General features: G+C 60.6%; 19 protein-coding genes. 18 read left to right on the top strand and 1 reads right to left on the bottom strand.

The window, feature by feature from the left end; all coding sequences use genetic code 11:
* Nucleotides 1–83: 83 nt before the first annotated feature.
* Nucleotides 84–1,448 carry a formimidoylglutamate deiminase gene (locus tag AC1DWG_RS13335; protein WP_477787879.1) on the bottom strand — a complete coding sequence of 455 codons (1,365 nt, stop codon included), beginning with the start codon at nucleotides 1,446–1,448 and terminating at the stop codon, nucleotides 84–86.
* Between the two features lie 146 nt (nucleotides 1,449–1,594).
* On the opposite strand from AC1DWG_RS13335, the gene hutC reads away from it, so the two are divergent.
* The 18 genes from hutC (at nucleotide 1,595) to mdoH (ending at nucleotide 24,749) form a co-directional block, all read left to right on the top strand.
* Nucleotides 1,595–2,305, top strand: coding sequence for a histidine utilization repressor (gene hutC / locus AC1DWG_RS13330; RefSeq protein ID WP_173677901.1), 711 nt, complete (start codon nucleotides 1,595–1,597; stop codon nucleotides 2,303–2,305).
* Between the two features lie 10 nt (nucleotides 2,306–2,315).
* A complete protein-coding gene (locus AC1DWG_RS13325; protein ID WP_477763808.1) occupies nucleotides 2,316–2,885 on the top strand; it encodes a HutD/Ves family protein in 570 nt (189 codons plus the stop codon).
* 444 nt (nucleotides 2,886–3,329) lie between these two features.
* Nucleotides 3,330–5,012, top strand: coding sequence for a urocanate hydratase (hutU, locus tag AC1DWG_RS13320; RefSeq protein ID WP_223457541.1), 1,683 nt, complete (start codon nucleotides 3,330–3,332; stop codon nucleotides 5,010–5,012).
* A gap of 176 nt (nucleotides 5,013–5,188) precedes the next feature.
* Nucleotides 5,189–6,661, top strand: coding sequence for a purine-cytosine permease family protein (locus tag AC1DWG_RS13315; RefSeq protein ID WP_477752624.1), 1,473 nt, complete (start codon nucleotides 5,189–5,191; stop codon nucleotides 6,659–6,661).
* A gap of 69 nt (nucleotides 6,662–6,730) precedes the next feature.
* Nucleotides 6,731–7,699 (top strand): ABC transporter substrate-binding protein, encoded by a 969-nt coding sequence (locus AC1DWG_RS13310; protein WP_477752623.1) that lies wholly within the window; start codon nucleotides 6,731–6,733, stop codon nucleotides 7,697–7,699.
* Nucleotides 7,700–7,769: 70 nt separating this feature from the next.
* Nucleotides 7,770–8,621, top strand: coding sequence for an ABC transporter permease (locus AC1DWG_RS13305; RefSeq protein ID WP_046039591.1), 852 nt, complete (start codon nucleotides 7,770–7,772; stop codon nucleotides 8,619–8,621).
* Entirely contained in the window at nucleotides 8,618–9,448 is an 831-nt protein-coding gene (locus AC1DWG_RS13300) for a quaternary amine ABC transporter ATP-binding protein (protein WP_477787878.1), read from the top strand. Before AC1DWG_RS13305 ends, AC1DWG_RS13300 begins: the two co-directional genes overlap by 4 nt.
* 141 nt (nucleotides 9,449–9,589) lie before the next feature.
* Nucleotides 9,590–11,113, top strand: a complete 1,524-nt coding sequence (gene hutH / locus AC1DWG_RS13295) for a histidine ammonia-lyase (RefSeq protein WP_477763809.1) — start codon at nucleotides 9,590–9,592, stop codon at nucleotides 11,111–11,113.
* 118 nt (nucleotides 11,114–11,231) lie between these two features.
* Nucleotides 11,232–12,764: a histidine ammonia-lyase gene (gene hutH / locus AC1DWG_RS13290; RefSeq protein ID WP_477752202.1), complete on the top strand. Its 1,533-nt coding sequence runs from the start codon at nucleotides 11,232–11,234 to the stop codon at nucleotides 12,762–12,764.
* Between the two features lie 109 nt (nucleotides 12,765–12,873).
* Nucleotides 12,874–14,283, top strand: coding sequence for an amino acid permease (locus AC1DWG_RS13285; protein ID WP_477752201.1), 1,410 nt, complete (start codon nucleotides 12,874–12,876; stop codon nucleotides 14,281–14,283).
* Between the two features lie 17 nt (nucleotides 14,284–14,300).
* Nucleotides 14,301–15,506, top strand: a complete 1,206-nt coding sequence (gene hutI / locus AC1DWG_RS13280) for an imidazolonepropionase (protein ID WP_477752200.1) — start codon at nucleotides 14,301–14,303, stop codon at nucleotides 15,504–15,506.
* A 10-nt stretch (nucleotides 15,507–15,516) separates the two neighbouring features.
* Entirely contained in the window at nucleotides 15,517–16,320 is an 804-nt protein-coding gene (gene hutG, locus AC1DWG_RS13275) for an N-formylglutamate deformylase (protein WP_477787877.1), read from the top strand.
* A gap of 211 nt (nucleotides 16,321–16,531) precedes the next feature.
* The gene (locus AC1DWG_RS13270; protein WP_477787876.1) at nucleotides 16,532–17,488 is read left to right on the top strand and encodes a choline ABC transporter substrate-binding protein; all 957 of its coding nucleotides are present in this window, start codon (nucleotides 16,532–16,534) and stop codon (nucleotides 17,486–17,488) included.
* Nucleotides 17,489–17,634: 146 nt separating this feature from the next.
* Nucleotides 17,635–18,540, top strand: a complete 906-nt coding sequence (locus AC1DWG_RS13265) for an alpha/beta hydrolase (RefSeq protein WP_477763812.1) — start codon at nucleotides 17,635–17,637, stop codon at nucleotides 18,538–18,540.
* Between the two features lie 104 nt (nucleotides 18,541–18,644).
* Entirely contained in the window at nucleotides 18,645–19,616 is a 972-nt protein-coding gene (pip, locus tag AC1DWG_RS13260) for a prolyl aminopeptidase (protein WP_477752196.1), read from the top strand.
* A complete protein-coding gene (dtd, locus tag AC1DWG_RS13255; RefSeq protein WP_477752195.1) occupies nucleotides 19,613–20,050 on the top strand; it encodes a D-aminoacyl-tRNA deacylase in 438 nt (145 codons plus the stop codon). Before pip ends, dtd begins: the two co-directional genes overlap by 4 nt.
* A gap of 321 nt (nucleotides 20,051–20,371) precedes the next feature.
* Nucleotides 20,372–22,186, top strand: coding sequence for a glucan biosynthesis protein (locus AC1DWG_RS13250; protein ID WP_477763813.1), 1,815 nt, complete (start codon nucleotides 20,372–20,374; stop codon nucleotides 22,184–22,186).
* The gene (mdoH, locus tag AC1DWG_RS13245; protein ID WP_477752193.1) at nucleotides 22,179–24,749 is read left to right on the top strand and encodes a glucans biosynthesis glucosyltransferase MdoH; all 2,571 of its coding nucleotides are present in this window, start codon (nucleotides 22,179–22,181) and stop codon (nucleotides 24,747–24,749) included. Before AC1DWG_RS13250 ends, mdoH begins: the two co-directional genes overlap by 8 nt.
* Nucleotides 24,750–24,754: the final 5 nt, after the last annotated feature.

Here is a 24,754-nt window from a genome sequence, read left to right as displayed (position 1 = left end):
AGCTTGCTCGCGATGGAGTATCAGACACAACGATGTCGACTGACACACCATCGCGAGCAAGCTCGCTCCTACAGGGTTTTGTGTCAGCCTAAAAGTTCGCGCAGGACTTGAGTGAAGGCGCGGCTGCTTTCTTCCTCGTCAGCATGCCGCCCGTCACGCACCACCCACTGGCCGTTCACCAGCACATCCCGCACCTGGCGATCACCGCCGGCAAACAACCAGCGGTTGAGAATCCCGTCGCCGCTGGCCGTTGCCAAATACGGATCGTTGCCATCGAGCACCAGCCAGTCGGCGCGTTTGCCGACTTCCAGCGCGCCAATCGGCTGGCCTAGCGCCTGAGCACCGCCATCCAGCGCCGCATCGAACAACGTGCGGCCAACCATTGGCTGATCCGCGCCATACAAACGATTACGCCGTTGGTCGCGCAGACGCTGGCCGTATTCCAGCCAGCGCAATTCTTCCACCACGCTCAATGACACATGACTGTCGGAACCGATGCCCATGCGGCCGCCCTGGGCGAGGAAATCCACCGCCGGGAAAATCCCGTCGCCCAGGTTGGCTTCGGTGGTCAGGCACAGGCCGGCGATGGCGCGACTTTTGGCCATCGACGTGACTTCTTCCGGGTTGGCGTGGGTCGCGTGGACCAGGCACCAGCGCTGATCGACGTCGATGTTTTCGTACAGCCATTGCAACGGACGACGACCGCTCCAGGTCAGGCAGTCGTCGACTTCTTTCTGCTGCTCGGCGATGTGGATGTGCACCGGGCATTGCTTGTCGCTGGCCGCCAGCACTTCGCTGATCTGCTGTGGCGTAACCGCGCGCAGCGAGTGGAAACACAAGCCGAGCGACTGCGCCGGTTGCTGCGCCAGCACCGGTTGCAGGCGCGATTGCAGCTTGAGGTAGTTTTCGGTGCTGTTGATGAAGCGACGCTGACCTTCGTTCGGGGTCTGGCCGCCGAAACCGGAGTGGCTGTAGAGCACCGGCAGCAGGGTCAAGCCGATACCCGCGGAACTGGCTGCCTGGCTGATGCGCAGAGCCAGTTCGGCCGGATCCGCATAAGGCTGACCATTGATGTCGTGATGCACGTAGTGAAATTCCGCGACCGAGGTGTAACCGGCCTTGAGCATTTCGATATACAGCTGGCGGGCGATGACACCGAGTTGTTCCGGGCTGATTTTTCCGACGAGGCGATACATCAGATCGCGCCAGGTCCAGAAACTGTCGTTCGGATTGCCCGCCACTTCCGCCAGCCCGGCCATGGCCCGCTGGAAGGCGTGGGAGTGCAGGTTCGGCATGCCAGGCAGCAGCGGACCGCTCAGCCGCTCGGCGCCATCTGCCTTGGAATCGGCCTGGATATGGGTCAATACGCCGTCGGCGCTGACCTCAAGACGTACATTGTTGGCCCATCCACTAGGCAGCAGCGCGCGTTCGGCAAAGAAGGCGGACATGGTTCAGCACCCCATCGTGTGTTATTTGTATATACATATACAGACGTTTGCCTGCCCGGTAAACTCCGGCAAGCTAGCGACATCAATCAAATGACCAAGGATTAACCGTGCCGACTCCGCCTCCAGTCTCTCCGTTGGCCGCGAACATGGGCGACAGTCCGGCGCCCTTGTACGCCCGCGTCAAACAAATGATCACCCAGCAAATCGACAGTGGAAACTGGCCGCCGCACTACCGCGTTCCGTCGGAAAGCGAACTGGTCAGCCAGTTGGGCTTCAGCCGCATGACCATCAACCGCGCCCTGCGCGAGATGACCGCCGATGGCCTGCTGGTGCGCATGCAAGGCGTCGGCACATTCGTCGCCGAGCCGAAAAGCCAGTCCGCGCTGTTTGAAGTGCACAACATTGCCGATGAAATTGCCTCTCGCGGTCATCGCCACACCTGCAAGGTCATCACCCTTGAAGAAGAGGCCGCCGGCTCCGAGCGCGCCCTGGCCCTGGACATGCGCGAAGGGCAGAAGGTGTTCCACTCGCTGATCGTGCATTTCGAAAACGATATTCCGGTGCAAATCGAAGACCGTTTCGTCAATGCGCTGGTGGCGCCGGACTACCTCAAGCAGGACTTCACCCTGCAAACGCCCTACGCCTACCTGAACCAGGTCGCGCCGCTGACCGAAGGCGAGCACGTGGTCGAGGCGATCCTGGCCGAGTCGTCCGAATGCAAATTGCTACAGATTGAAAAGGGCGAGCCTTGCCTGCTGATTCGCCGCCGCACCTGGTCCGGTCGTCAGCCAGTGACCGCCGCTCGCTTGATCCACCCCGGTTCCCGTCATCGTCTGGAAGGTCGGTTTCATAAATAGAGAGCCATAAATGAGCAGTCTGAAAGTTTTACGTGCGCTCGATTACCCGCGCATGCCGTGGAAAAACGGCGGCGGCAGCACCGAAGAAATCACCCGCGATGCCGGCACTGGCCTGGATGGGTTTGGCTGGCGCCTGTCGATTGCCGACATTGGCGAGTCGGGTGGGTTTTCCACCTTCGCCGGTTACGAGCGAGTGATCACCGTTTTGCAGGGCGATGGTATGAGCCTGACGGTGGATGGCCAGGACACGCGGCCACTGTTACCGCTGGACCCGTTTGCCTTCAGTGGTGAAAGCAAGGTTTCCTGCACGTTGCTCGGCAGTCCGATTCGCGATTTCAACCTGATTTACGCGCCGCAGCGTTACGGTGCGCGGTTGCAGTGGTTGAGTGGCGAGCAGCGGTTCTTCAGTTCGGCGCGCACGGTGTTGGTGTTCAGCATCGGCGAAGCACTGGAAGTGGTGGTCGGTAACAACGCTTCGCAACTTGGCCGGCATGATTGCCTGCAACTGGACGGTAACACTGGCCTGCTGGAAATCTCCGTTAATAGCCCATGCTGTGTGATTGAGCTGACCGCACGCTGATTCTGAATTTTCAAAAGATCGCAGCCTTCGGCAGCTCCTACATGGGATGCTTTGCACCCTGTAGGAGCTGCCGAAGGCTGCGATCTTTTGCTTTTCAGCGTTCCCGAAAGCGCACCATGTTGTTACCGAACGCCCCAGCGTGGCGCAAAACCACGCTCAAGTAACAAAACCCCCTCGCCACAAAAATCCTCCCGAAAATATTTCATCTTCGCCATAACCCTTGTTCCAGGCGCTCTCCAGCCGTTTCAGATTTTTTCTTGAATGCTCATCCGGCAAGTTGGCCGCTTGATTGCATATGCTTGTATGTACAAGTAAAGACGTATGCGTATGAGTCACGAGGACTCAACCATCGTCCACTGATTCGCCGGTGTGCACTGATATGCCCATTGGCTTGCTCGCCCACTGCCTGGGTTGGTTTGGATTGATTGCTGAGGAGTCTTTTTCGTGACTGACATTAAACCTACTAAGTTTCGTGACGTTGAAATCCGTGCCGCACGTGGTAACAAGCTGACCGCCAAGAGCTGGCTGACCGAAGCGCCGCTGCGCATGCTGATGAACAACCTCGACCCGGAAGTCGCCGAGAACCCTAAAGAACTGGTGGTTTACGGTGGTATCGGTCGCGCTGCACGTAACTGGGAATGCTACGACAAGATCGTCGAAAGCCTGACCAACCTGAACGACGACGAGACCCTGCTGGTGCAATCCGGCAAGCCGGTCGGCGTGTTCAAGACCCACAGCAATGCCCCGCGCGTACTGATCGCCAACTCCAACCTGGTTCCACACTGGGCGAGCTGGGAACACTTCAACGAACTCGACGCCAAAGGCCTGGCCATGTACGGCCAGATGACTGCCGGCAGCTGGATCTACATCGGCAGCCAGGGCATCGTCCAGGGCACCTACGAAACCTTCGTTGAAGCCGGTCGCCAACACTATAACGATGACCTGAAAGGTCGTTGGGTCCTGACCGCAGGCCTCGGTGGCATGGGTGGCGCTCAGCCTCTGGCCGCGACCCTGGCTGGCGCTTGCTCGCTGAACATCGAATGTCAGCAGGTCAGCATCGATTTCCGTCTGAAAAGCCGCTATGTCGACGAGCAAGCAACCGATCTTGACGACGCGCTGGCCCGCATCGCCAAATACACCGCCGAAGGCAAAGCGATTTCCATTGCCCTGCTGGGTAACGCGGCAGAAATTCTCCCGGAACTGGTCAAGCGCGGCGTGCGCCCGGACATGGTTACCGACCAGACCAGCGCCCACGATCCGCTCAACGGCTACCTGCCGGCCGGCTGGACCTGGGACCAGTACCGCGCTCGCGCCAAGACTGAACCTGCCGCTGTGATCAAGGCCGCCAAGCAATCGATGGCCGTGCACGTCAAAGCGATGTTGGACTTCCAGAAAATGGGCGTACCGACTTTCGACTACGGCAACAACATCCGTCAGATGGCGCAAGAAGAAGGCGTGGAAAACGCATTCGACTTCCCGGGCTTCGTACCAGCCTACATCCGTCCGCTGTTCTGCCGTGGCATCGGCCCGTTCCGTTGGGCTGCACTGTCGGGCAACGCTGAAGACATCTACAAGACCGACGCCAAGGTCAAAGAGCTGATCCCGGACGACGCCCACCTGCACAACTGGCTGGACATGGCCCGTGAGCGCATCAGCTTCCAGGGTCTGCCGGCACGTATCTGCTGGGTTGGCCTGGGCCTGCGCGCCAAGCTGGGTCTGGCGTTCAACGAAATGGTCCGTAGCGGCGAGTTGTCCGCGCCGATCGTGATCGGTCGCGACCACCTGGACTCCGGTTCGGTATCGAGCCCGAACCGCGAAACCGAGTCCATGCAGGACGGTTCCGACGCCGTGTCCGACTGGCCACTGCTCAACGCCCTGCTCAATACCGCGAGCGGCGCGACCTGGGTTTCCCTGCACCATGGCGGCGGCGTCGGCATGGGCTTCTCTCAGCACTCGGGCATGGTGATTGTCTGCGACGGTACTGACGAAGCGGCCGAGCGTATCGCTCGCGTGCTGCACAACGACCCGGCCACCGGTGTCATGCGTCACGCCGATGCCGGTTACCAGATCGCCATCGACTGCGCCAAGGAACAAGGGCTGAACCTGCCGATGATTACCGGCAAATAAAGAAAGCGGGCCTTGGCCCAATGCAAACCTGTAGGAGCTGCCGAAGGCTGCGATCTTTTGGCGTCGTTACTGACGCCGAAGATCAAAAGATCGCAGCTTCGTTTCACTCGACAGCTCCTACACAGCTCCTACACAGATACAACCAACACCGACCAACAATCCACAGAGGTTGAACCATGGCTGTTAACAGCGATCGTGCAGGCAACAAACCGTTGATCGAGAAGCGCTCGATCGACTACATCCCGGAAGCGGAAAGACACGGTCGTCTGTTGAGCCAGTTCACCCTGTGGATGGGTGCCAACCTGCAAATCACCGCGATTGTCACCGGGGCCCTGGCCGTGGTGCTGGGCGGCGATGTGTTCTGGTCGTTGATCGGTCTGTTGATCGGTCAACTACTGGGTGGCGGCGTGATGGCGCTGCATGCCGCGCAAGGGCCCAAGCTCGGCCTGCCGCAGATGATCTCCAGCCGGGTGCAGTTCGGCGTGTACGGCGCGGCGATCCCAATCGTGCTGGTCTGCTTGATGTACCTGGGCTTCACCGCAACGGGAACCGTGTTATCCGGGCAGGCGCTGGGCCAATTGTTTGGCGTCAGCGACACCGTCGGTATCCTCCTTTTCGCCAGTGTCATCGTGCTGGTCACAGTGCTCGGTTATCGGGTGATCCATTGGATCGGCCGTGTTGCCAGTGTCATTGGCGTGATTGCCTTTGTTTATCTGTTCAGCTGTCTGATGAGCCAGGTTGACGTTGGCGCACTGTTGCAAATCCGCCACTTCAGCTGGAGCAGTTTTTTGCTCGCGGTGTCGCTCGCGGCGTCCTGGCAGATCGCCTTCGGCCCTTATGTGGCTGACTATTCTCGCTACCTGCCGAGCAAGATTTCCTCGGTGAAAACTTTTTTTGCCGCAGGCGCAGGTTCGGTTATTGGTGCACAGGTGGCGATGGTCCTCGGCGTGTTCGCTGCCGCTTCGGCCAACGGGCAATACGCCGGCCACGAAGTGGCCTACATCGTTGGTCTTGGCGGTACCGGTGCCACCGCTGCGCTGCTGTACTTCAGCATCGCCTTTGGCAAGGTCACCATCTCCACGCTGAACTCCTACGGCAGTTTCATGTGCATTGCGACCATCATCAGCGGTTTCCGGGGTGACCTGAAGGTAACGCGCTTGCAACGTCTGGTCTTCGTGCTGGTCATCGTCGGTGCTGCGACCCTGATGGCGTTGCTCGGTCAGCACTCGTTCCTCGGTGCGTTCAAGTCCTTCATCCTGTTCTTGCTGGCGTTCTTCACGCCCTGGAGCGCGATCAACCTGGTGGACTACTACTGCATCACCCGCGAGCGCTATGACGTGCCGGCGCTGGCCGACCCGAACGGTCGCTACGGCCGCTGGAACCCACTCGGGATCAGCGTCTATGTCTTCGGTGTGCTGGTGCAACTGCCGTTCATTTCCACCAAGTTCTATACCGGTCCGCTGGTGGCGGCCCTGGGTGATGTGGATATTTCCTGGATCATCGGTCTGGTGCTTCCCGCAGCCCTGTATTACCTGTGCGCAAAAAAATGGCACGGCACAGTGCCCGATCAATTGATCCTGCCGGTCGAGCAGGACAGCGTTGTACAACCTAAAAAAAGCGGGGCCGGTCGCGCTGCGGCGCAGGCCTGATTGGACGTGGACAGGGCTGGATGCCTCTTGACTGCCGTAAGCCAACTCATGATTAGGAGCGTCACAACAATGAAATCGAACAAGACCCTGCTGACCACATTGCTTTCCATGGGCCTGCTGGCCAGCGCCGGCGCCACTCAGGCGGCGGGTTGGTGCGAGTCGGGCAAACCGGTGAAGTTCGCCGGCCTGAACTGGGAAAGCGCCATGCTGCTGACCGACGTGTTGCAAGTCGTGCTGGAGAAAGGCTACGACTGCAAGACCGACAGCCTGCCAGGCAACTCCATCACCATGGAAAACGCCCTGAGCAGCAACGACATTCAAGTGTTCGCCGAAGAGTGGGTCGGCCGCAGCGAAGTCTGGAACAAGGCCGAGAAGGCCGGCAAAGTCGTCGGTGTCGGCGCGCCAGTGGTGGGTGCCGTCGAAGGCTGGTACGTGCCGCGCTACGTGATCGAAGGCGACGCCAAGCGCAAGCTGGAAGCCAAGGCGCCGGACCTGAAAAACATTGCCGACCTGGGCAAGTACTCGGCGATTTTCAAGGATGCCGAAGAGCCATCCAAGGGTCGTTTCTATAACTGCCCGGCCGGTTGGACCTGTGAGCTGGACAACAGCGAAATGCTGAAGAGCTACGGCCTGGAAAGCACCTACACCAACTTCCGCCCAGGCACCGGCCCGGCGCTGGATGCCGCTGTGCTGTCGAGCTACAAGCGTGGCGAGCCGATCCTGTTCTACTACTGGTCGCCAACCCCGCTGATGGGCCAGATCGACGCGGTGAAACTCGAAGAGAAACCAGGCGTGAACAAGACCGTGGATATCAAGGTCGGCCTGTCCAAGACTTTCCACGACGAAGCGCCTGAATTGGTGGCCGTGCTGGAAAAGGTCAACGTGCCAATCGACCTGCTGAACCAGAACCTGGGGCGCATGACCAAAGAGCGGATCGAATCACCAAAACTGGCCAAGATCTTCCTGAAGGAACATCCTGAAGTCTGGCACGCATGGGTGAGCGAAGACGCAGCCAAGAAAATCGACGCGGCCTTGTAGGTTGGGCTTCTCCGACTGTCGGCGACGGCAGTCGGATGCTTGATCGCAACCCCTTGATTGAGAGTCTCTTATGTTTCCCGAAAGCTTTACCTTTTCCATCGCCGACTGGGTCAACGGTTGGGTCGATTCGCTGGTCACCAACTACGGTGACGTGTTCCGGCACATCTCCGACACCCTGTTGTGGGCCATCGTCAATCTCGAAGGCCTGCTGCGCGCTGCACCCTGGTGGCTGATGCTGGCGATCGTGGCTGGTGTGGCCTGGCACGCGACCCGCAAGGTCGTGACCACTGCCGTCATCGTTGGTTTGCTGTTCCTGGTGGGGGCGGTTGGCCTCTGGGACAAGCTGATGCAGACCCTGGCACTGATGATGGTGGCGACGATCATTTCGGTGTTGATCGGCATTCCGCTGGGCATTCTCTCGGCGCGCAGCAACCGCCTGCGTTCGATACTGATGCCATTGCTGGACATCATGCAGACCATGCCGAGCTTCGTGTACCTGATTCCGGTGCTGATGCTGTTCGGCCTGGGCAAGGTCCCGGCGATTTTCGCTACCGTGATCTACGCCGCGCCGCCGCTGATCCGCCTGACCGATCTGGGCATTCGCCAGGTCGACGGCGAAGTGATGGAAGCGATCAACGCCTTCGGTGCCAACCGCTGGCAGCAACTGTTCGGCGTGCAACTGCCGCTGGCCCTGCCGAGCATCATGGCCGGGATCAACCAGACCACCATGATGGCCCTGTCGATGGTGGTGATCGCCTCGATGATCGGTGCCCGTGGTCTGGGTGAAGATGTGCTGGTGGGGATTCAGACCCTCAACGTCGGACGTGGCCTTGAAGCCGGTCTGGCGATCGTGATTCTGGCTGTGGTGATCGACCGCATTACACAGGCGTACGGTCGCGCACGGCATGAGGTGAGCAAATGAACAACGCAACCGTGAGCAAGATCGAAGTCAAAAACGTCTTCAAGATTTTCGGCAACCGTGCCAAGGACGCGCTGGCCATGGTCGGCCAGGGCAAGACCAAGGATCAGGTGCTGGCCGAAACCGGCTGCGTGGTGGGTGTGAACGACCTGTCGCTGAGCATCGGCAGCGGCGAGATCTTCGTGATCATGGGCCTGTCGGGTTCCGGCAAGTCGACCCTGGTCCGCCACTTCAATCGCCTGATCGACCCGACCAGCGGCGCGATCCTGGTGGACGGCGTGGACATCCTGCAATACGACATGGAAGCCCTGCGCGAATTTCGTCGGCGCAAGATCAGCATGGTGTTCCAGAGCTTCGGTCTGTTGCCGCACAAGAGCGTGCTGGACAACGTCGCCTACGGCCTGAAAATCCGCAGCGAAAGCAAAGCCATGTGCGCCGAGCGTGCGCTGCACTGGATCAACACCGTGGGCCTCAAGGGCTACGAAAACAAATATCCGCACCAGCTCTCCGGCGGTATGCGTCAGCGTGTGGGCCTGGCCCGCGCCCTGGCGGCGGACACCGACATCATTCTGATGGACGAAGCCTTCAGCGCCCTCGACCCGCTGATCCGCGCGGAGATGCAGGACCAGTTGCTGGAACTGCAAAAGACCCTGCACAAGACCATCGTCTTTATCACCCACGACCTCGACGAGGCCGTGCGCATCGGCAACCGAATCGCGATCCTCAAGGATGGCCGCCTGATCCAGGTCGGCACGCCACGGGAGATCCTGCATTCGCCGGCGGATGAGTATGTCGACCGCTTTGTGCAGCGTCGGGCGGCGGTGGTTTAAAAGAATTGTGGTGGCTGGGCCGGCCCCTTCGCGGGCAAGCCCGCTCCTACAAGGTGCGCGTAACCCCTGTAGGAGCTGGCTTGCCAGCGAAGGGGCCGGTAAAGCTGCATCAATATTCAGGTTGTAAGCACGAGGTTGAAGATGTCCCAGGCTGAAAAAATCGTTATCACCCAAGCGCAGGTAACTTGGCAGGACGTGGTCGCCGTGGCCCGCGATGGCGCACAGCTTGAGCTGTCGGCGCCGATCTGGGCGCGCATCGAAAACGCGCAGGCCATCGTCCAGCGCATCGTCACCAGCGGCGAACGTGCTTATGGCATCAACACCGGCCTGGGCGCGCTGTGCAATGTCTCGCTGCAGGACGAACAACTCAGCCAGTTGTCGCGTAACACCTTGCTCAGCCACGCTTGCGGCGTGGGTGCAGCGCTGAGCAACGAGCAGACCCGCTCGATCATGTGCGCCGCCGTCGTCAACTACAGCCACGGCAAATCCGGCCTGCACCGTCAGGTCGTCGAAGCGCTGCTGGCACTGCTCAACCGTGGCATCACCCCGCAAGTGCCGTCCCAGGGTTCCGTGGGCTACCTGACCCACATGGCCCACATCGGCATCGCGCTGCTGGGCGTCGGCAATGTCAGCTATCGCGGTCAGATCGTTTCCGCGCAGCAAGCACTGGCCGAAGAAGGCCTGCAACCGGTCAAGCTCGGTGCCAAGGACGGTTTGTGCCTGGTCAACGGCACACCGTGCATGACTGGCCTGAGCTGCCTGGCCATTGCCGATGCTACGCGCCTGCTGGAATGGGCCGACGTGATCGGCGCCATGAGCTTCGAAGCCCAACGCGGGCAAATCGACGCTTTCGACGCCGAGATCATCGCGCTCAAGCCGCACCCGGGTATGCAACAGGTCGGAATCAACCTGCGCGCACTGCTCGACGGCAGCGAAGTGATTGCCCAGAGCAAAGGCATTCGTACGCAAGATGCCCTGAGCATCCGCTCGATTCCGCAGGTGCACGGCGCCGCACGCGATCAACTGGTGCATGCGACCAAACAGATCGAAACCGAACTCAACGGCGCCACCGACAACCCGCTGGTGCTGGGCACCGCAGACAAATACCGCGTGGTGTCTCAGGCCAACCCCCATGGCCAGTCCGTGGCAATGGCGGCGGACCTGCTGGCGATTGCCATGGCGGAAATCGGCTCCATCGCCGAGCGTCGCCTGGACCGTTTGATCAACCCGCACGTCAGCGGCCTGCCGGCCTTTCTGGTGGCCAACCCGGGTGTGAACTCCGGGATGATGATCGTGCAATACGTCGCCGCTTCGCTGTGCGCGGAAAACCGTCAACTGGCGCAACCGGCAGTGTTGGATAACTACGTGACGTCGGGCCTGCAGGAAGATCACCTGAGCCTGGGCACCAACGCCGCGCTGAAGCTGCATCGTGCGCTGGAAAACTGCACGCAAATCCTTGCCATCGAGTATTTGCTGGCCGCCCAGGCGTTCGAATTCCTCAAGGAACAACGCTTCGGCGCAGGCACCGATGCGGCCTGGCGCCTGCTGCGTGAACGTGTTCCGGCCTACGATCAGGATCGTTGGTTGGCACCGGACATTGCCGCCGCTGCCAGCGTTTTGAAAGACCCTGTTTTGCTGCAAAAAGTCTTACCGAATTTGAACTGATTTCCCTACAAAACCAGCGTGCCAAGGCGCCACCCCCTCAAAAAGGGGGAAGCGACGGACAACGGACATCTCCGGAGCGTCTGGTTAGTTAATAGCTAACTCTCAAAAGGAGCACAAAATGACTTCTCTAAACCTGATTCCCGGTCAACTGAGCCTGGCCCAACTGCGTGATGTTTATCAGCAGCCGGTAAAAATCACCCTCGACAACAGCGCCTCGGCCCAGATCGAAGCCAGTGTTGCCTGCGTGGAGCAGATCCTCGCCGAGAATCGCACCGCCTACGGCATCAACACCGGTTTCGGCCTGCTGGCGTCGACCCGTATCGCCAGCGAAGACCTGGAAAACCTGCAGCGCTCGCTGGTGCTGTCCCACGCCGCCGGTGTCGGTCAGCCGATCAGCGACGCCCTGGTGCGTTTGATCATGGTGCTCAAGGTCAACAGCCTGAGCCGTGGCTTCTCCGGCATCCGTCGTGTGGTGATCGATGCGCTGATCGCCCTGATCAACGCTGAGGTTTACCCGCATATTCCATTGAAAGGTTCGGTCGGTGCCTCCGGTGACCTGGCGCCTTTGGCGCACATGTCGCTGGTGCTGCTGGGTGAAGGCAAGGCGCGCTACAAAGGCGAGTGGATGGAAGCCACCGAAGCGCTGAAAGTCGCCGGTCTGACTCCGCTGACCCTGGCCGCCAAAGAAGGTTTGGCGCTGCTCAACGGCACTCAAGTCTCCACCGCTTTTGCCCTGCGTGGCCTGTTCGAAGGTGAAGACCTGTTCGCCGGTGCCTTGGCGCTGGGCGGCCTGACCGTTGAAGCGGTGCTGGGTTCGCGCTCGCCGTTCGACGCACGCATCCACGCTGCCCGTGGCCAGAAAGGCCAGATCGACGCCGCGTCCGCTTACCGTGATCTGCTGGGCGAGCGTAGCGAAGTCTCCGACTCCCACGAAAACTGCGAAAAGGTCCAGGATCCATACTCCCTGCGTTGCCAGCCACAAGTCATGGGCGCCTGCCTGACCCAGTTCCGTCAGGCCGCCGAAGTGCTGGCCATCGAAGCCAACGCCGTATCGGACAACCCGTTGGTGTTCGCCGCTGAAGGTGACGTGATATCCGGTGGTAACTTCCACGCCGAGCCGGTGGCCATGGCCGCTGACAACATGGCATTGGCCATCGCTGAAATCGGCTCCCTGAGCGAACGCCGTATCTCGCTGATGATGGACAAGCACATGTCGCAATTGCCGCCGTTCCTGGTGGCCAACGGTGGCGTGAACTCCGGCTTCATGATCGCCCAGGTGACCGCAGCGGCACTGGCCAGCGAGAACAAGGCGTTGTCCCATCCGCATTCGGTGGACAGCCTGCCGACTTCCGCCAACCAGGAAGACCACGTATCGATGGCTCCGGCGGCTGGCAAGCGTCTGTGGGAAATGGCCGAGAACACCCGCGGGATTCTCGCCGTAGAATGGCTGGCGGCGGCTCAGGGTCTGGACCTGCGCAATGGTCTGAAGACCTCGCCAAAACTGGAAAAGGCCCGTGCCATTCTGCGTAACGAAGTGCCGTTCTATGAGAAGGACCGTTTCTTTGCGCCGGATATCAACGCCGCAACCGAGCTGTTGGCCTCGCGTTGCCTGAACGAACTGGTGACGACGAAGCTTTTGCCGAGCCTTTAAGGACCCCTCGCTGGCAAGCCAGCTCCTACAGGGGGGTCGCATGAACCTGTAGGAGCCGGCTTGCCGGCGATTCGATTTTGCGTCGAATAACAATAATTAGGGACGAGAAATGCAACAGCCAGAAAAAGGTTTGAAACGCGGGCTCTCTGCCCGACATATTCGCTTCATGGCACTGGGGTCGGCGATCGGCACCGGGCTGTTTTACGGTTCTGCCTCGGCCATTCAAATGGCCGGGCCTGCGGTATTGCTCGCGTACCTGATCGGTGGCGCGGCGGTGTTCATGGTCATGCGCGCCCTCGGTGAGATGGCGGTGCACAACCCGGTGGCCGGTTCCTTTGGCCAATACGCCAGTACCTATCTTGGGCCGATGGCGGGCTTCATCCTCGGTTGGACCTACGCATTCGAAATGGTCATCGTCGGCATGGCCGATGTCACCGCGTTCGGTATTTACATGGGCTTCTGGTTTCCGGAAGTCGCGCGCTGGATCTGGGTGCTGGGCATCGTCTCGGTGGTCGGCGGCTTGAACCTGTGCAACGTCAAAGTCTTCGGTGAAATGGAGTTCTGGCTGTCGCTGCTCAAGGTCGCGGCCATTGTCGCGATGATCCTGGGTGGCTTCGGCATCATGCTGTTCGGCATCAGCACGGCCCCCGGCGCCCAAGCGACAGATATCAGCAACCTCTGGAGCCATGGCGGTTTCATGCCCAATGGCGTGGGTGGCCTGATCGCCTCGTTCGCGGTGGTGATGTTCGCGTTCGGCGGGATTGAAATCATCGGTGTGACGGCTGGTGAAGCCAAAGACCCGCAGCATGTGCTGCCTCGGGCGATCAATGCCGTGCCGTTGCGCATCCTGCTGTTCTACGTGCTGACCATGTTCGTGCTGATGTCGATCTTTCCATGGCAGCAGATCGGCAGCCAGGGCAGTCCTTTCGTGCAGATTTTCGACAATCTGGGCATCAGCTCGGCGGCGACCATCCTCAATATCGTGGTGATCTCGGCGGCGATCTCGGCCATCAACAGCGATATCTTCGGCGCAGGCCGGATGATGTACGGCCTGGCTCAGCAGGGCCACGCACCCAAGGGCTTCGCGCGTTTGTCACGCAACGGTGTGCCATGGATGACCGTAGTGGTGATGAGCGCCGCGCTGCTGCTGGGCGTGTTGCTGAACTACCTGATTCCGGAAAACGTGTTTCTGCTGATAGCCTCCATCGCGACCTTTGCCACGGTGTGGGTCTGGTTGATGATTTTGTTCACCCAAGTGGCCATGCGTCGTTCCATGAGCAGTGAACAGGTCGCACAGTTGAAGTTCCCGGTACCGTTCTGGCCCTATGCGCCGATGGCGGCGATTGCCTTCATGCTGTTTATCTTCGGCGTGCTGGGCTATTTCCCGGACACCCAGGCGGCTCTGATCGTCGGCGTGGTATGGATTGTATTGCTGGTGCTTGCCTACCTGACCTGGGTGAAGCCTGCGGCGGGGCAGGCGGCACTGGTAGAGCAGGAACCTTCTTTTTCTCATCGATAACCTAACGGAGGCCACGGATGAAAACTCTCTGGCAACACTGCCACGTCGCAACCATGGCGCAAGGCGTCTACTCGATCATCGAGGACGCGGCCATCGTGACGTCAGGTGCGCTCATTGAGTGGGTCGGCCAGCGCGCTGACCTGCCGGCGGGCGAGTACTCGGTGGTCAACGATTTGCAAGGGGCCTGGGTCACACCGGGCCTGATTGACTGCCATACCCATACGGTGTTCGGCGGTAACCGCAGCGGCGAATTCGAGCAGCGTCTGCAAGGCGTCAGCTACGCGGAAATCGCCGCCAGCGGTGGCGGCATCGCCAGCACCGTGCGCGCTACCCGCGCCGCCAGCGAAGATGAACTGTTCGCCAGCGCCGCCAAACGCCTGAAAAGCCTGATGCGCGATGGCGTCACCAGCATCGAAATCAAGTCCGGCTACGGCCTGGACCTGGCCAACGAGCGCAAGATGCTGCGTGTGGCCCGTCGCCTCGGTGCCGAACTGCCGGTCAGCGTGCGCAGCACCTGTCTGGCGGCTCACGCCTTGCCGCCGGAATACGCCGATCGCGCCGACGACTACATCGATCACATCTGCGCCGATATGCTCCCGGCCTTGGCCGCCGAAGGGCTGGTCGACGCGGTGGATGCCTTCTGTGAATACCTGGCGTTCTCGCCTGCGCAGGTGGAGCGTGTATTCATCACCGCCCAGGAACTGGGCTTGCCAGTGAAGCTGCATGCCGAGCAATTGTCGTCGCTGCACGGCTCGAGCCTGGCGGCGCGTTATCACGCGTTGTCCGCCGATCACCTGGAGTTCATGACCGAGGATGACGCCATTGCCATGGCCAAGTCCGGCACGGTTGCGGTGCTGTTGCCCGGCGCCTATTACTTCCTGCGCGAAACCCAATTGCCGCCGATGGATGCCTTGCGCAAGCACGGCGTGAAAATCGCCATCGCCAGCGACCTCAATCCGGGCACCTCGCCGGCACTGTCGTTGCGCCTGATGCTGAACATGGCTTGCACCTGTTTCCGCATGACCCCGGAAGAAGCCTTGGCGGGCGCGACGATTCACGCCGCCACCGCGCTGGGCATGGCTGAAACCCATGGTTCGCTGGAAGCCGGCAAGGTCGCGGATTTCGTCGCCTGGCAAATTGATCGTCCGGCCGACCTCTGTTACTGGCTGGGCGGCGATCTGGAAAAACGCGTCGTGCGCCACGGCGTCGAATCAAGTCTGTAGGAGATCTGTTGTGGATAWGGTTCTGAACTTCAAACAAGGCCGCGTGCCGCTGCTGATCAGCATGCCCCACGCCGGTGTGCGCCTGACTCCGGCAGTCGAGGCCGGGTTGATCCCGCAGGCGAAAAGCCTGCCGGACACCGACTGGCATATCCCGCAGCTGTACGATTTCGCCGCTGAACTGGGCGCCAGTACCCTGGCCGCCGAGTATTCGCGGTTTGTCATTGACCTTAACCGGCCGTCCGACGACAAACCCTTGTACGTGGGCGCGACCACCGGTTTGTATCCGGCCACGCTGTTCGACGGCGTGCCATTGTTCCGCGAAGGGCTGGAGCCTTCGAAACAAGAGCACGCAACCTATCTTGAGCAAATCTGGACGCCATACCACAGCACCTTGCAGCAGGAACTGGCGCGACTGAAAGCCGAGTTCGGCTATGCACTGCTGTTCGATGCGCACTCGATCCGCTCGATCATCCCGCACCTGTTCGACGGCAAACTGCCGGACTTCAACCTTGGTACCTTCAATGGCGCCAGTTGCGATCCACAGCTTGCGGCCCAACTGGAAGCGATTTGCGCACGTCACGAAAACTACACCCACGTGCTGAACGGACGCTTCAAGGGTGGCCACATCACCCGCCATTACGGCAACCCGGTCGAGAACATCCACGCCGTGCAGCTGGAGCTGGGGCAGTGCACGTACATGGAAGAGTTCGAGCCGTTCCGTTATCGCCCGGACCTGGCGGAGCCGACGCGGGAGGTGCTCAAGGAGTTGCTGCAAGGGTTGCTGGCCTGGGGGCAGCAGCACTACAAGGGTTGAGAATCAAAAGATCGCAGCCTTCGGCAGCTCCTACATTGTTTTGCGAACACCTGTAGGAGCTGCCGAAGGCTGCGATCTTTTTTTGTCGCCACCGTGCAAAACACGGTCGCCACAGGTCGCTTCTACCGCTCGTCTGCTGCGTAATGTTCTGGCCACGGTGCACAAAGACACCGCCCCGACAATAATCCGCTGCCGCACGAGAATGCTCTCTATGACAAGCCCCAAAGGTCTGTTCACCCGCTGTCTCTCAATCTTCTGCGGCACTGCTCTGTTGAGCGCCGGCGCCATGGCCGCGGACGACGCTTCCTGTAAAACCGTGCGCATGGGCGTGGTCAACTGGACCGACGTGATCGCCACCAGTGGCATGGCCGATGTGCTGCTCAACGGTCTCGGCTACGAAAGCAAGCAAACCAGCGCCGTGCAGCAAATCATCTTCGCCGGCATCCGCGACAGGCGCCTGGACATCTTCCTCGGTTACTGGAAACCGGCGATGGATAAAAACATTGCACCCTTCGTGGCTGCCAATCAGGTCAAGGTCATGGACAAACCGAGCCTGGCCGATGCCCAGGCCACCCTCGCGGTCCCGGACTATGTGGCAGCGGCCGGGCTGAAAACCTTCGCCGACATCGCCAGATTCAAGGATCAGCTCGGCGGCAAGATCTACGGCATCGAGCCGGGCAGCGGCGCGAACACCACGATCAAGACCATGATCGAGACCAATCACTTCGGCCTGAAGGATTTCAAACTGATCGAGTCCGGTGAGGCCGGGATGCTGGCGGCCGTGCAGCGGGCGGTGAATCGCAAGGAGTTCGTGGTGTTTGTCGGCTGGACCCCGCACCCAATGAACATCAACATGAAGATCGACTACCTGACCGGCAGCGAAGACGTCTACGGGCCGAATGAAGGCGCCGCGACGGTCTCCAGCGTGACCGCGCCGGATTACGCCCAGCGTTGCCCGAACGTCAATCGCCTGCTGGAGAACCTCACGTTCAGCGCCGCCCAGGAAAGCCAGTTGATGGTGCCGATCATGGAGCGCCAAACGGCTCAGGATGTCGCGAAAAAATGGCTGCGTGACCATCCGGAGGACTTGCAGCGCTGGCTGGCCGGTGTCAGTAGCTTTGATGGCAAGGATGGCGTAGCCACGGTTCAGGCCAGCCTGAAAAACTGACAGCAAACCCCTGTAGGAGCGAGCTTGCTCGCGATAAACCCGAGAACGCCGCGGGGTATCAGGATTCCCGCGTTATCGTTGACGATCATCGCGAGCAAGCTCGCTCCTACAGGGGCCATACATTCCCCTGAACGGGCACCATGTTTATGGCTCCTTACCCGCTTTCCAGGCAAATGACAGCATTCGTCGACAAAACCCTGAGTTTCAACAGCAGCGACAGCAGTATCACCGGGTTGCGCCGGGCTTACAGCGAGATGTGCCGGGCGTTTACCCCGGCGCCCCCCGCCGGGTTGTCTGTGATTGATTTCGAGTTGGCCGGTGTTGCTGTTCGTTCCTATCAACCACCGGCCAGTGGTGCGTCGTGCATCGTTTACCTGCATGGCGGTGGCTGGGTGGTGGGGGACCTCGATTCCCACGACTTCATCTGCGCCGAATTGGCATCGACACTCGGTGTACGGGTGATCGCCGTCGATTACCGCCGGGCACCGGAGTATCCGTTTCCCGCTGCGTTCGATGATTGCCTGAAGGTCTGGCGGGCACTGCGCACCGGGGCGTTTCAACTCGATCCGGAGCGCATGCTGGTGGCCGGCGACAGTGCCGGTGGCAATCTTGCGGCGGCGTTGTGCCTGGCGCTGCGCGATGCCGGCGAGCCGCTGCCGTGCGCGCAGGTTCTGATTTATCCGGGGTTGGGCGGCGATCACCGCCTGCCGTCGCGCAGTGAGTGCATCGACGCGCCGTTACTCAGCAGCAGTGACGTCGATTGCTATCACGCGCTTTACCTGCAAGGCACCCGCCACCCGAACGCCTACGCGATGCCATTGCTCGCCACGGATTTCAGCGGTCTGCCACCGGCATGGATCGCGGTGGCGCAATTCGACCCGTTGCGCGATGACGGCGTGCTGTATGCCGAGCGACTGAAGGCTGCGGGCGTGGCTGCCACGCTGTATGTCGGCGAGGGTTTGGTTCATGGCTGTTTGCGGGCCCGAGGGCAGGCGGACGAGGTCGATGCGCTGTACAAAACCTTGTTCGGATATCTGGCGGCGAAACTCTGACTTCGCACGGGCATGCTCATTGACGTAATTCGGGTTTATGATGCCGGACGGCAGAATAATAGAAGTCCCCCCAGGGATGACCTTGACCCCTTACGGAGTGCGCAATGCAGACTTTGTACCCGCAGATCAAACCCCACGCCCGGCACGATCTGGCCGTCGACGAGACTCACACGCTGTATGTCGACGAAAGCGGTTCACCGGAAGGTTTGCCCGTGGTGTTCATCCATGGTGGTCCCGGTGCCGGATGTGATGCCCAGAGTCGTTGCTTCTTCGATCCCAATCTCTATCGCATTGTCACGTTCGATCAGCGCGGTTGCGGTCGCTCCACCCCCCACGCCAGCCTGGAAAACAACACCACCTGGGATCTGGTCGCCGACCTTGAGCGGATTCGCCAGCACCTGGGCATCGACAAATGGGTGCTGTTTGGCGGCTCATGGGGTTCGACCCTGGCGCTGGCCTACGCACAAACCCATCCTGAACGTGTACACGGTCTGATCCTGCGCGGAATCTTTCTCTGCCGTCCGCAGGAAATCGAATGGTTCTACCAGGCCGGCGCCAGCCGCCTGTTCCCCGATTACTGGCAGGACTACATCGCGCCGATCCCTCTGGACGAGCGCGATGACTTGCTTGCCGCGTTCCACAAGCGTCTGGTCGGCAACGACCAGATTGCCCAGATGCACGCGGCCAAGGCCTGGTCCACCTGGGAGGGCCGCACCGCGACCCTGCGTCCTAACCCGCTGGTGGTCGATCGCTTCTCCGAGCCACAGCGTGCATTGTCGATTGCCCGCATCGAATGCCACTACTTCAGCAACCACGCCTTCCTGGAGCAGAACCAGTTGATCCGCAACATGGGCAAGATCGCCCATTTGCCCGGTGTGATCATCCATGGTCGCTATGACGTGATCTGCCCGCTGGATAACGCCTGGGAACTGCATCAAGCCTGGCCGAACAGCGAACTGCAGGTCATCCGCGACGCCGGTCATGCCGCTTCCGAGCCGGGCATCACTGACGCGCTGGTGCGCGCCGCCAATCTGATGGCCCGGCGACTGCTTGACCTGCCGCCTGAAGAAGCATGAAGGGCCTGTTGCAACGGGTGCGTGGCGCGCGGGTCGAGGTCGCGGGCGAAGTCGTAGGTGCCGTCGATCAGGGATTGCTGGTCCTGGTGGCCGTCGAGCCCGACGACACGCGGGCCAGCGCCGACAAACTTCTCAATAAGCTGCTTAACTATCGGGTGTTCAGTGACGCTGAGGGCAAGATGAATCTGTCCTTGGCGGATGTGGGTGGCGGGCTGCTACTGGTCTCTCAGTTCACTCTGGCTGCCGATACCAAAAGCGGGCTGCGTCCGAGTTTTTCGACCGCGGCCCCTCCGGCGCTGGGCGAGGAGCTATTCGACTATTTATTAAGCAAAGCGAAACAGGTGCATGGCACTGTGGCATCAGGTAGATTCGGCGCGGATATGCAGGTGCACCTGGTCAATGATGGCCCGGTAACCTTCCTGTTACAGGCCTGAAAGCGTTTGAAACAAGTTTTTACGCTCAATTCGACTGAAAACAGGACTTTTTCGCGATAAATACTTTGTTACCCCTGATGCGTTGTAACGCGGCCTACTAGATAATCGCGCGCTACGGGGATCAGCGTTCGTTGGTCCATTTTGACTTAGGTAGAGACTTGTCCGGATCCGATTGGGGAATCATTTCGCCCCAGCGGAGTCGGAACAATGCTCGCCAACTTGGCAAGAGTGGTTTGCAAGGGCGGTTTTTTCATACCGTACACCGAGCAGACCCTTTAACTGGCCGTTGGTTTTTTGATCTGTTTTCGGCGAGGGTTGCTCGTGATTGTTAGTCCCTGTAACGCACCAAAATTGTCTGCCAAACGGCTACGCAGCGCCCTGGTAGCGGGCTCTGCATTGCTCTGCCTGCTCAGCGCCGGCCAGCTTTGGGCATTTAGTCTGGATGATGTATCGGCCAAGGCAAAAGAGCTGGCCGGGCAGAAATACGAAGCGCCGCGCAGTAACCTGCCGAACGAGTTCCGCGACATGAAATTCGCGGACTATCAGAAAATTCGCTTTCTGACGGAAAAAGCCGAGTGGGCTGATCAGAAGACGCCGTTCAAGCTGTCCTTCTATCACCAGGGCATGCATTTCGATACGCCGGTGAAAATCAACGAAATCACCGCGAACACCGTCGAAGAGATCAAATACGACCCGAGTCGCTTCGACTTCGGCGACATGCAGTTCGATCCCAAGGCCACCGAACAACTGGGTTATGCCGGTTTCCGTGTGCTGTACCCGATCAACAAGGCCGACAAGCAAGACGAAATCATGACCATGCTCGGCGCGAGCTACTTCCGCGTCGTCGGCAAGGGTCACGTCTATGGTTTGTCCGCTCGCGGCATGGCACTTGATACCGCATTGCCATCCGGCGAAGAATTCCCGCGTTTCCGCGAGTTCTGGATTCAGCAGCCCAAGCCAGGCGACAAGCACCTGGTGATCTTCGCCCTGCTGGACTCACCTCGTGCCACCGGCGCCTATCGCCTGACCCTGCGTCCGGGCAGCGACACCATCGTCGACGTCAAGGCGCAGATGTTCCTGCGTGACAAGGTCGGCAAACTGGGTATCGCCCCGTTGACCAGCATGTACCTGTTCGGCGCCAACCAGCCGTCGAAGGTACTGAACTACCGTCGCGAACTGCACGACTCCAGCGGTCTGGCGATCCATGCCGGCAACGGCGAGTGGATCTGGCGTCCGCTGAACAACCCGAAACACCTGGCTGTGAGCAACTTCAGCGTGGAAAACCCGCGCGGATTCGGTCTGCTGCAACGTGGCCGCGACTTCAGCCACTACGAAGACCTCGACGATCGTTACGACAAGCGCCCAAGCGCCTGGATCGAGCCGAAGGGTGACTGGGGCAAGGGCACTGTCGACCTGGTCGAGATACCGACCGCCGACGAAACCAACGACAACATCGTAGCCTTCTGGAATCCGGAAAAATTGCCGGAACCTGGCCAGCCGCTCGATGTCGCTTATCGTATGCACTGGACCATGGATGAAGACTCGATTCACGCGCCGGACAGCGCCTGGGTCAAACAGACCCTGCGTTCCACTGGTGACGTCAAACAGTCCAACCTGATTCGTCAGCCGGACGGCAGCGTTGCCTACCTGGTGGACTTCGAAGGCCCATCCCTGGCGGCATTGCCGGCCGATACGGACGTTCGCAGCCAGGTCAGCGTCGGCGACAATGCCGAGCTGGTGGAAAACAGCGTGCGCTATAACCCTGAAACCAAGGGCTGGCGCCTGACCCTGCGGATGAAGATCAAGGACCCGGGCAAGTCCACCGAGATGCGTGCCGCACTGGTACAGAACATCGTGCCGGCGGATCTGGCCAAGACTTCGATTCCAGCGTCGAACTCGTCGGTTGCCAAGGCCGACAAGGTTGCCGCCAAGCAACAAGAGAAAGCGGACAAGGAAGCCAGGCAAGCGGAGGCCAAGCAGGCTGAAGCGAAGCCTGTTGCAGATGCCAAGGACAAGGCCAATAAAGACGCCAAGCAGCCTGCCGCTGCCGACGCGGCCCCAGCCACACCGGAATCGGCCCCGACTGAAGAAGTCCTGACCGAGACCTGGAGCTATCAGTTGCCTGCCGATGAGTAACTCTCAAGTACGGCCAGAAACTCTCTCCGAGTATCTGGCGCATCTGCCGATGACCGACCAGCAGCGCGCGGAACTCGCGGGCTGCCAGTCTTTCAGCGAATTGCACGAACGCCTGTCGTCATCGACGTTCGACGCCCCGACCGAAGCCGCCCAGGCTTCGGTCGGCAAACGCCTGACCCTGAGCACCGCCGAAGAGCTGCAGGACGCGGAAATGCTGGCGCTCGACGCCAACGGCCGGGTTTGCCTCAAGGCGACCCCGCCGATTCGGCGGACCAAGGTCGTGCCGGAGCCGTGGCGCACCAACATTCTGGTGCGTGGCTGGCGTCGGATGACCGGTCGTACCAACCCGCCGGCGCCGCCGAAGGACGAACGTGTCCTGCCGGCAGCGCGCTGGCGTACCGTGGGTTCGATCCGTCGCTACATTCTGTTGCTGCTGATGCTCGGCCAGACCATCGTCGCCGGCTGGTACATGAAAGGCATCATGCCGTACCAGGGCTGGTCGTTCGTCGACCTCAACGAAGTGCTGCACCAACCGCTGCTGCAAACCGCCACGCAAGTGCTGCCGTATGCCTTGCAGACCAGCATCCTGATCCTGTTCGGGATTCTGTTCTGCTGGGTATCGGCCGGTTTCTGGACCGCGCTGATGGGCTTCCTGGAGTTGCTGACCGGCCACGATAAATACCGTATCTCCGGTAAAAGTGCCGGCAACGAGCCGATACCGAAAGATGCGCGCACCGCCCTGGTGATGCCGATCTGCAATGAAGACGTGCCTCGGGTATTCGCCGGTCTGCGGGCGACCTTCGAGTCGGTTGCGGCCACGGGTGACCTGGACCGCTTCGACTTCTTTGTCCTCAGCGACAGTAACGACGCCGATATCTGTGTCGCCGAGCAACAGGCCTGGCTGGATGTCTGTCGTGAAGCCGGGGGCTTCGGCAAGATCTTCTACCGCCGCCGCCGTCGTCGCGTAAAACGTAAAAGCGGCAACCTCGACGACTTCTGCCGTCGTTGGGGCGGTGACTACAAGTACATGGTCGTACTCGATGCCGACTCCGTGATGAGCGGCGAGTGCCTGACCAGTCTGGTGCGCCTGATGGAAGCCACGCCGGACGCCGGGATCATCCAGACCGCGCCACGGGCGTCGGGCATGGACACCCTGTATGCGCGCATGCAGCAGTTCGCCACTCGCGTGTACGGCCCGCTGTTCACCGCCGGCCTGCACTTCTGGCAACTGGGCGAGTCGCACTACTGGGGCCACAACGCGATCATCCGCATGAAGCCGTTCATCGACCACTGCGCCCTGGCGCCGTTGCCGGGTAAAGGCGCGTTCTCCGGCTCGATCCTGTCCCACGACTTCGTTGAAGCCGCGTTGATGCGCCGTGCCGGCTGGGGCGTGTGGATTGCCTACGATCTGCCGGGCAGCTATGAAGAACTGCCGCCAAACCTGCTGGACGAACTCAAGCGTGACCGTCGCTGGTGCCACGGTAACCTTATGAACTTCCGCCTGTTCCTGGTCAAGGGCATGCACCCGGTGCACCGCGCGGTGTTCCTGACCGGCGTGATGTCCTACCTGTCGGCGCCGTTGTGGTTCTTCTTCCTGGTGCTGTCGACCGCGCTGCTGGCGGTCAATACGCTGATGGAGCCGCAGTACTTCCTCGAACCGCGCCAGCTCTATCCGCTGTGGCCACAATGGCACCCGGACAAGGCGATTGCGCTGTTCTCGACCACCATCGTGCTGCTGTTCCTGCCGAAACTGTTGAGCATCATCCTGATCTGGGCCAAGGGTGCGAAAGAGTTCGGCGGCAAGTTCAAGGTGACCCTGTCGATGCTGCTGGAGATGCTGTTCTCCATGCTGCTGGCGCCGGTGCGGATGATCTTCCACACTCGTTTCGTCCTCGCCGCATTCCTCGGCTGGGCCGCGACCTGGAACTCGCCACAACGTGACGACGACTCCACGCCGTGGAGCGAAGCGGTCAAGCGCCACGGCCCGCAGACCTTGCTGGGCTTCTTCTGGGCCATGCTGGTGATCTGGCTGAACCCGAGCTTCCTGTGGTGGCTGGTGCCGATTGTCGGTTCGTTGATGCTGTCGATCCCGGTATCGGTGATCTCCAGTCGCGTCGGTTTGGGCCTGAAGTCCCGTGATGAGAGCCTGTTCCTGATCCCTGAGGAATACAATCCGCCGCAGGCGTTGCTGGCCACCGACCAGTACACCCACGAAAACCGCTGGCATGCGCTGAACGACGGCTTCGTCCGTTCGGTGGTCGATCCACAGCAGAACGCCCTGGCGTGCTCGCTGGCGACCTCCCGTCACCGTCAGGCCGAGCCGATCGAATGGCTGCGGGTCGAGCGGGTGCGACACGCGATGAAGGTTGGACCTGAAGGCCTGACCAACAACGAGCGTGTGCAACTGTTGAGCGACCCGGTGGCCTTGGCTCGCTTGCATGAGCAGGTCTGGAGCGAAGGCCACGCGGAGTGGCTGGGCGCATGGCGCAAATCGGTCAAGGCCGATCCCCACGCGCCGCTGCTGCCGCTCAAACCGATGAGCGAACAGCCTCAGTTGGCATGATGAAA

This window comes from Pseudomonas sp. P4_B3, assembly GCF_056402295.1.
The sequence above is the reverse complement of the archived record's forward strand: the minus strand, read 5'-3'. Positions and strand labels throughout refer to the sequence as shown.

Bases quoted from the DNA above. Each gene is read 5' to 3' on its own strand.
- AC1DWG_RS13335 (WP_477787879.1), bottom strand. From the start codon at position 1,448: ATGTCCGCCTTCTTTGCCGAACGCGCGCTGCTGCCTAGTGGATGGGCC.
- hutC (WP_173677901.1), top strand. From the start codon at position 1,595: ATGGGCGACAGTCCGGCGCCCTTGTACGCCCGCGTCAAACAAATGATC.
- AC1DWG_RS13325 (WP_477763808.1), top strand. From the start codon at position 2,316: ATGAGCAGTCTGAAAGTTTTACGTGCGCTCGATTACCCGCGCATGCCG.
- AC1DWG_RS13315 (WP_477752624.1), top strand. From the start codon at position 5,189: ATGGCTGTTAACAGCGATCGTGCAGGCAACAAACCGTTGATCGAGAAG.
- AC1DWG_RS13310 (WP_477752623.1), top strand. From the start codon at position 6,731: ATGAAATCGAACAAGACCCTGCTGACCACATTGCTTTCCATGGGCCTG.
- AC1DWG_RS13305 (WP_046039591.1), top strand. From the start codon at position 7,770: ATGTTTCCCGAAAGCTTTACCTTTTCCATCGCCGACTGGGTCAACGGT.
- AC1DWG_RS13300 (WP_477787878.1), top strand. From the start codon at position 8,618: ATGAACAACGCAACCGTGAGCAAGATCGAAGTCAAAAACGTCTTCAAG.
- hutH (WP_477763809.1), top strand. From the start codon at position 9,590: ATGTCCCAGGCTGAAAAAATCGTTATCACCCAAGCGCAGGTAACTTGG.
- hutH (WP_477752202.1), top strand. From the start codon at position 11,232: ATGACTTCTCTAAACCTGATTCCCGGTCAACTGAGCCTGGCCCAACTG.
- AC1DWG_RS13285 (WP_477752201.1), top strand. From the start codon at position 12,874: ATGCAACAGCCAGAAAAAGGTTTGAAACGCGGGCTCTCTGCCCGACAT.
- hutI (WP_477752200.1), top strand. From the start codon at position 14,301: ATGAAAACTCTCTGGCAACACTGCCACGTCGCAACCATGGCGCAAGGC.
- AC1DWG_RS13270 (WP_477787876.1), top strand. From the start codon at position 16,532: ATGACAAGCCCCAAAGGTCTGTTCACCCGCTGTCTCTCAATCTTCTGC.
- AC1DWG_RS13265 (WP_477763812.1), top strand. From the start codon at position 17,635: ATGGCTCCTTACCCGCTTTCCAGGCAAATGACAGCATTCGTCGACAAA.
- pip (WP_477752196.1), top strand. From the start codon at position 18,645: ATGCAGACTTTGTACCCGCAGATCAAACCCCACGCCCGGCACGATCTG.
- dtd (WP_477752195.1), top strand. From the start codon at position 19,613: ATGAAGGGCCTGTTGCAACGGGTGCGTGGCGCGCGGGTCGAGGTCGCG.
- mdoH (WP_477752193.1), top strand. From the start codon at position 22,179: ATGAGTAACTCTCAAGTACGGCCAGAAACTCTCTCCGAGTATCTGGCG.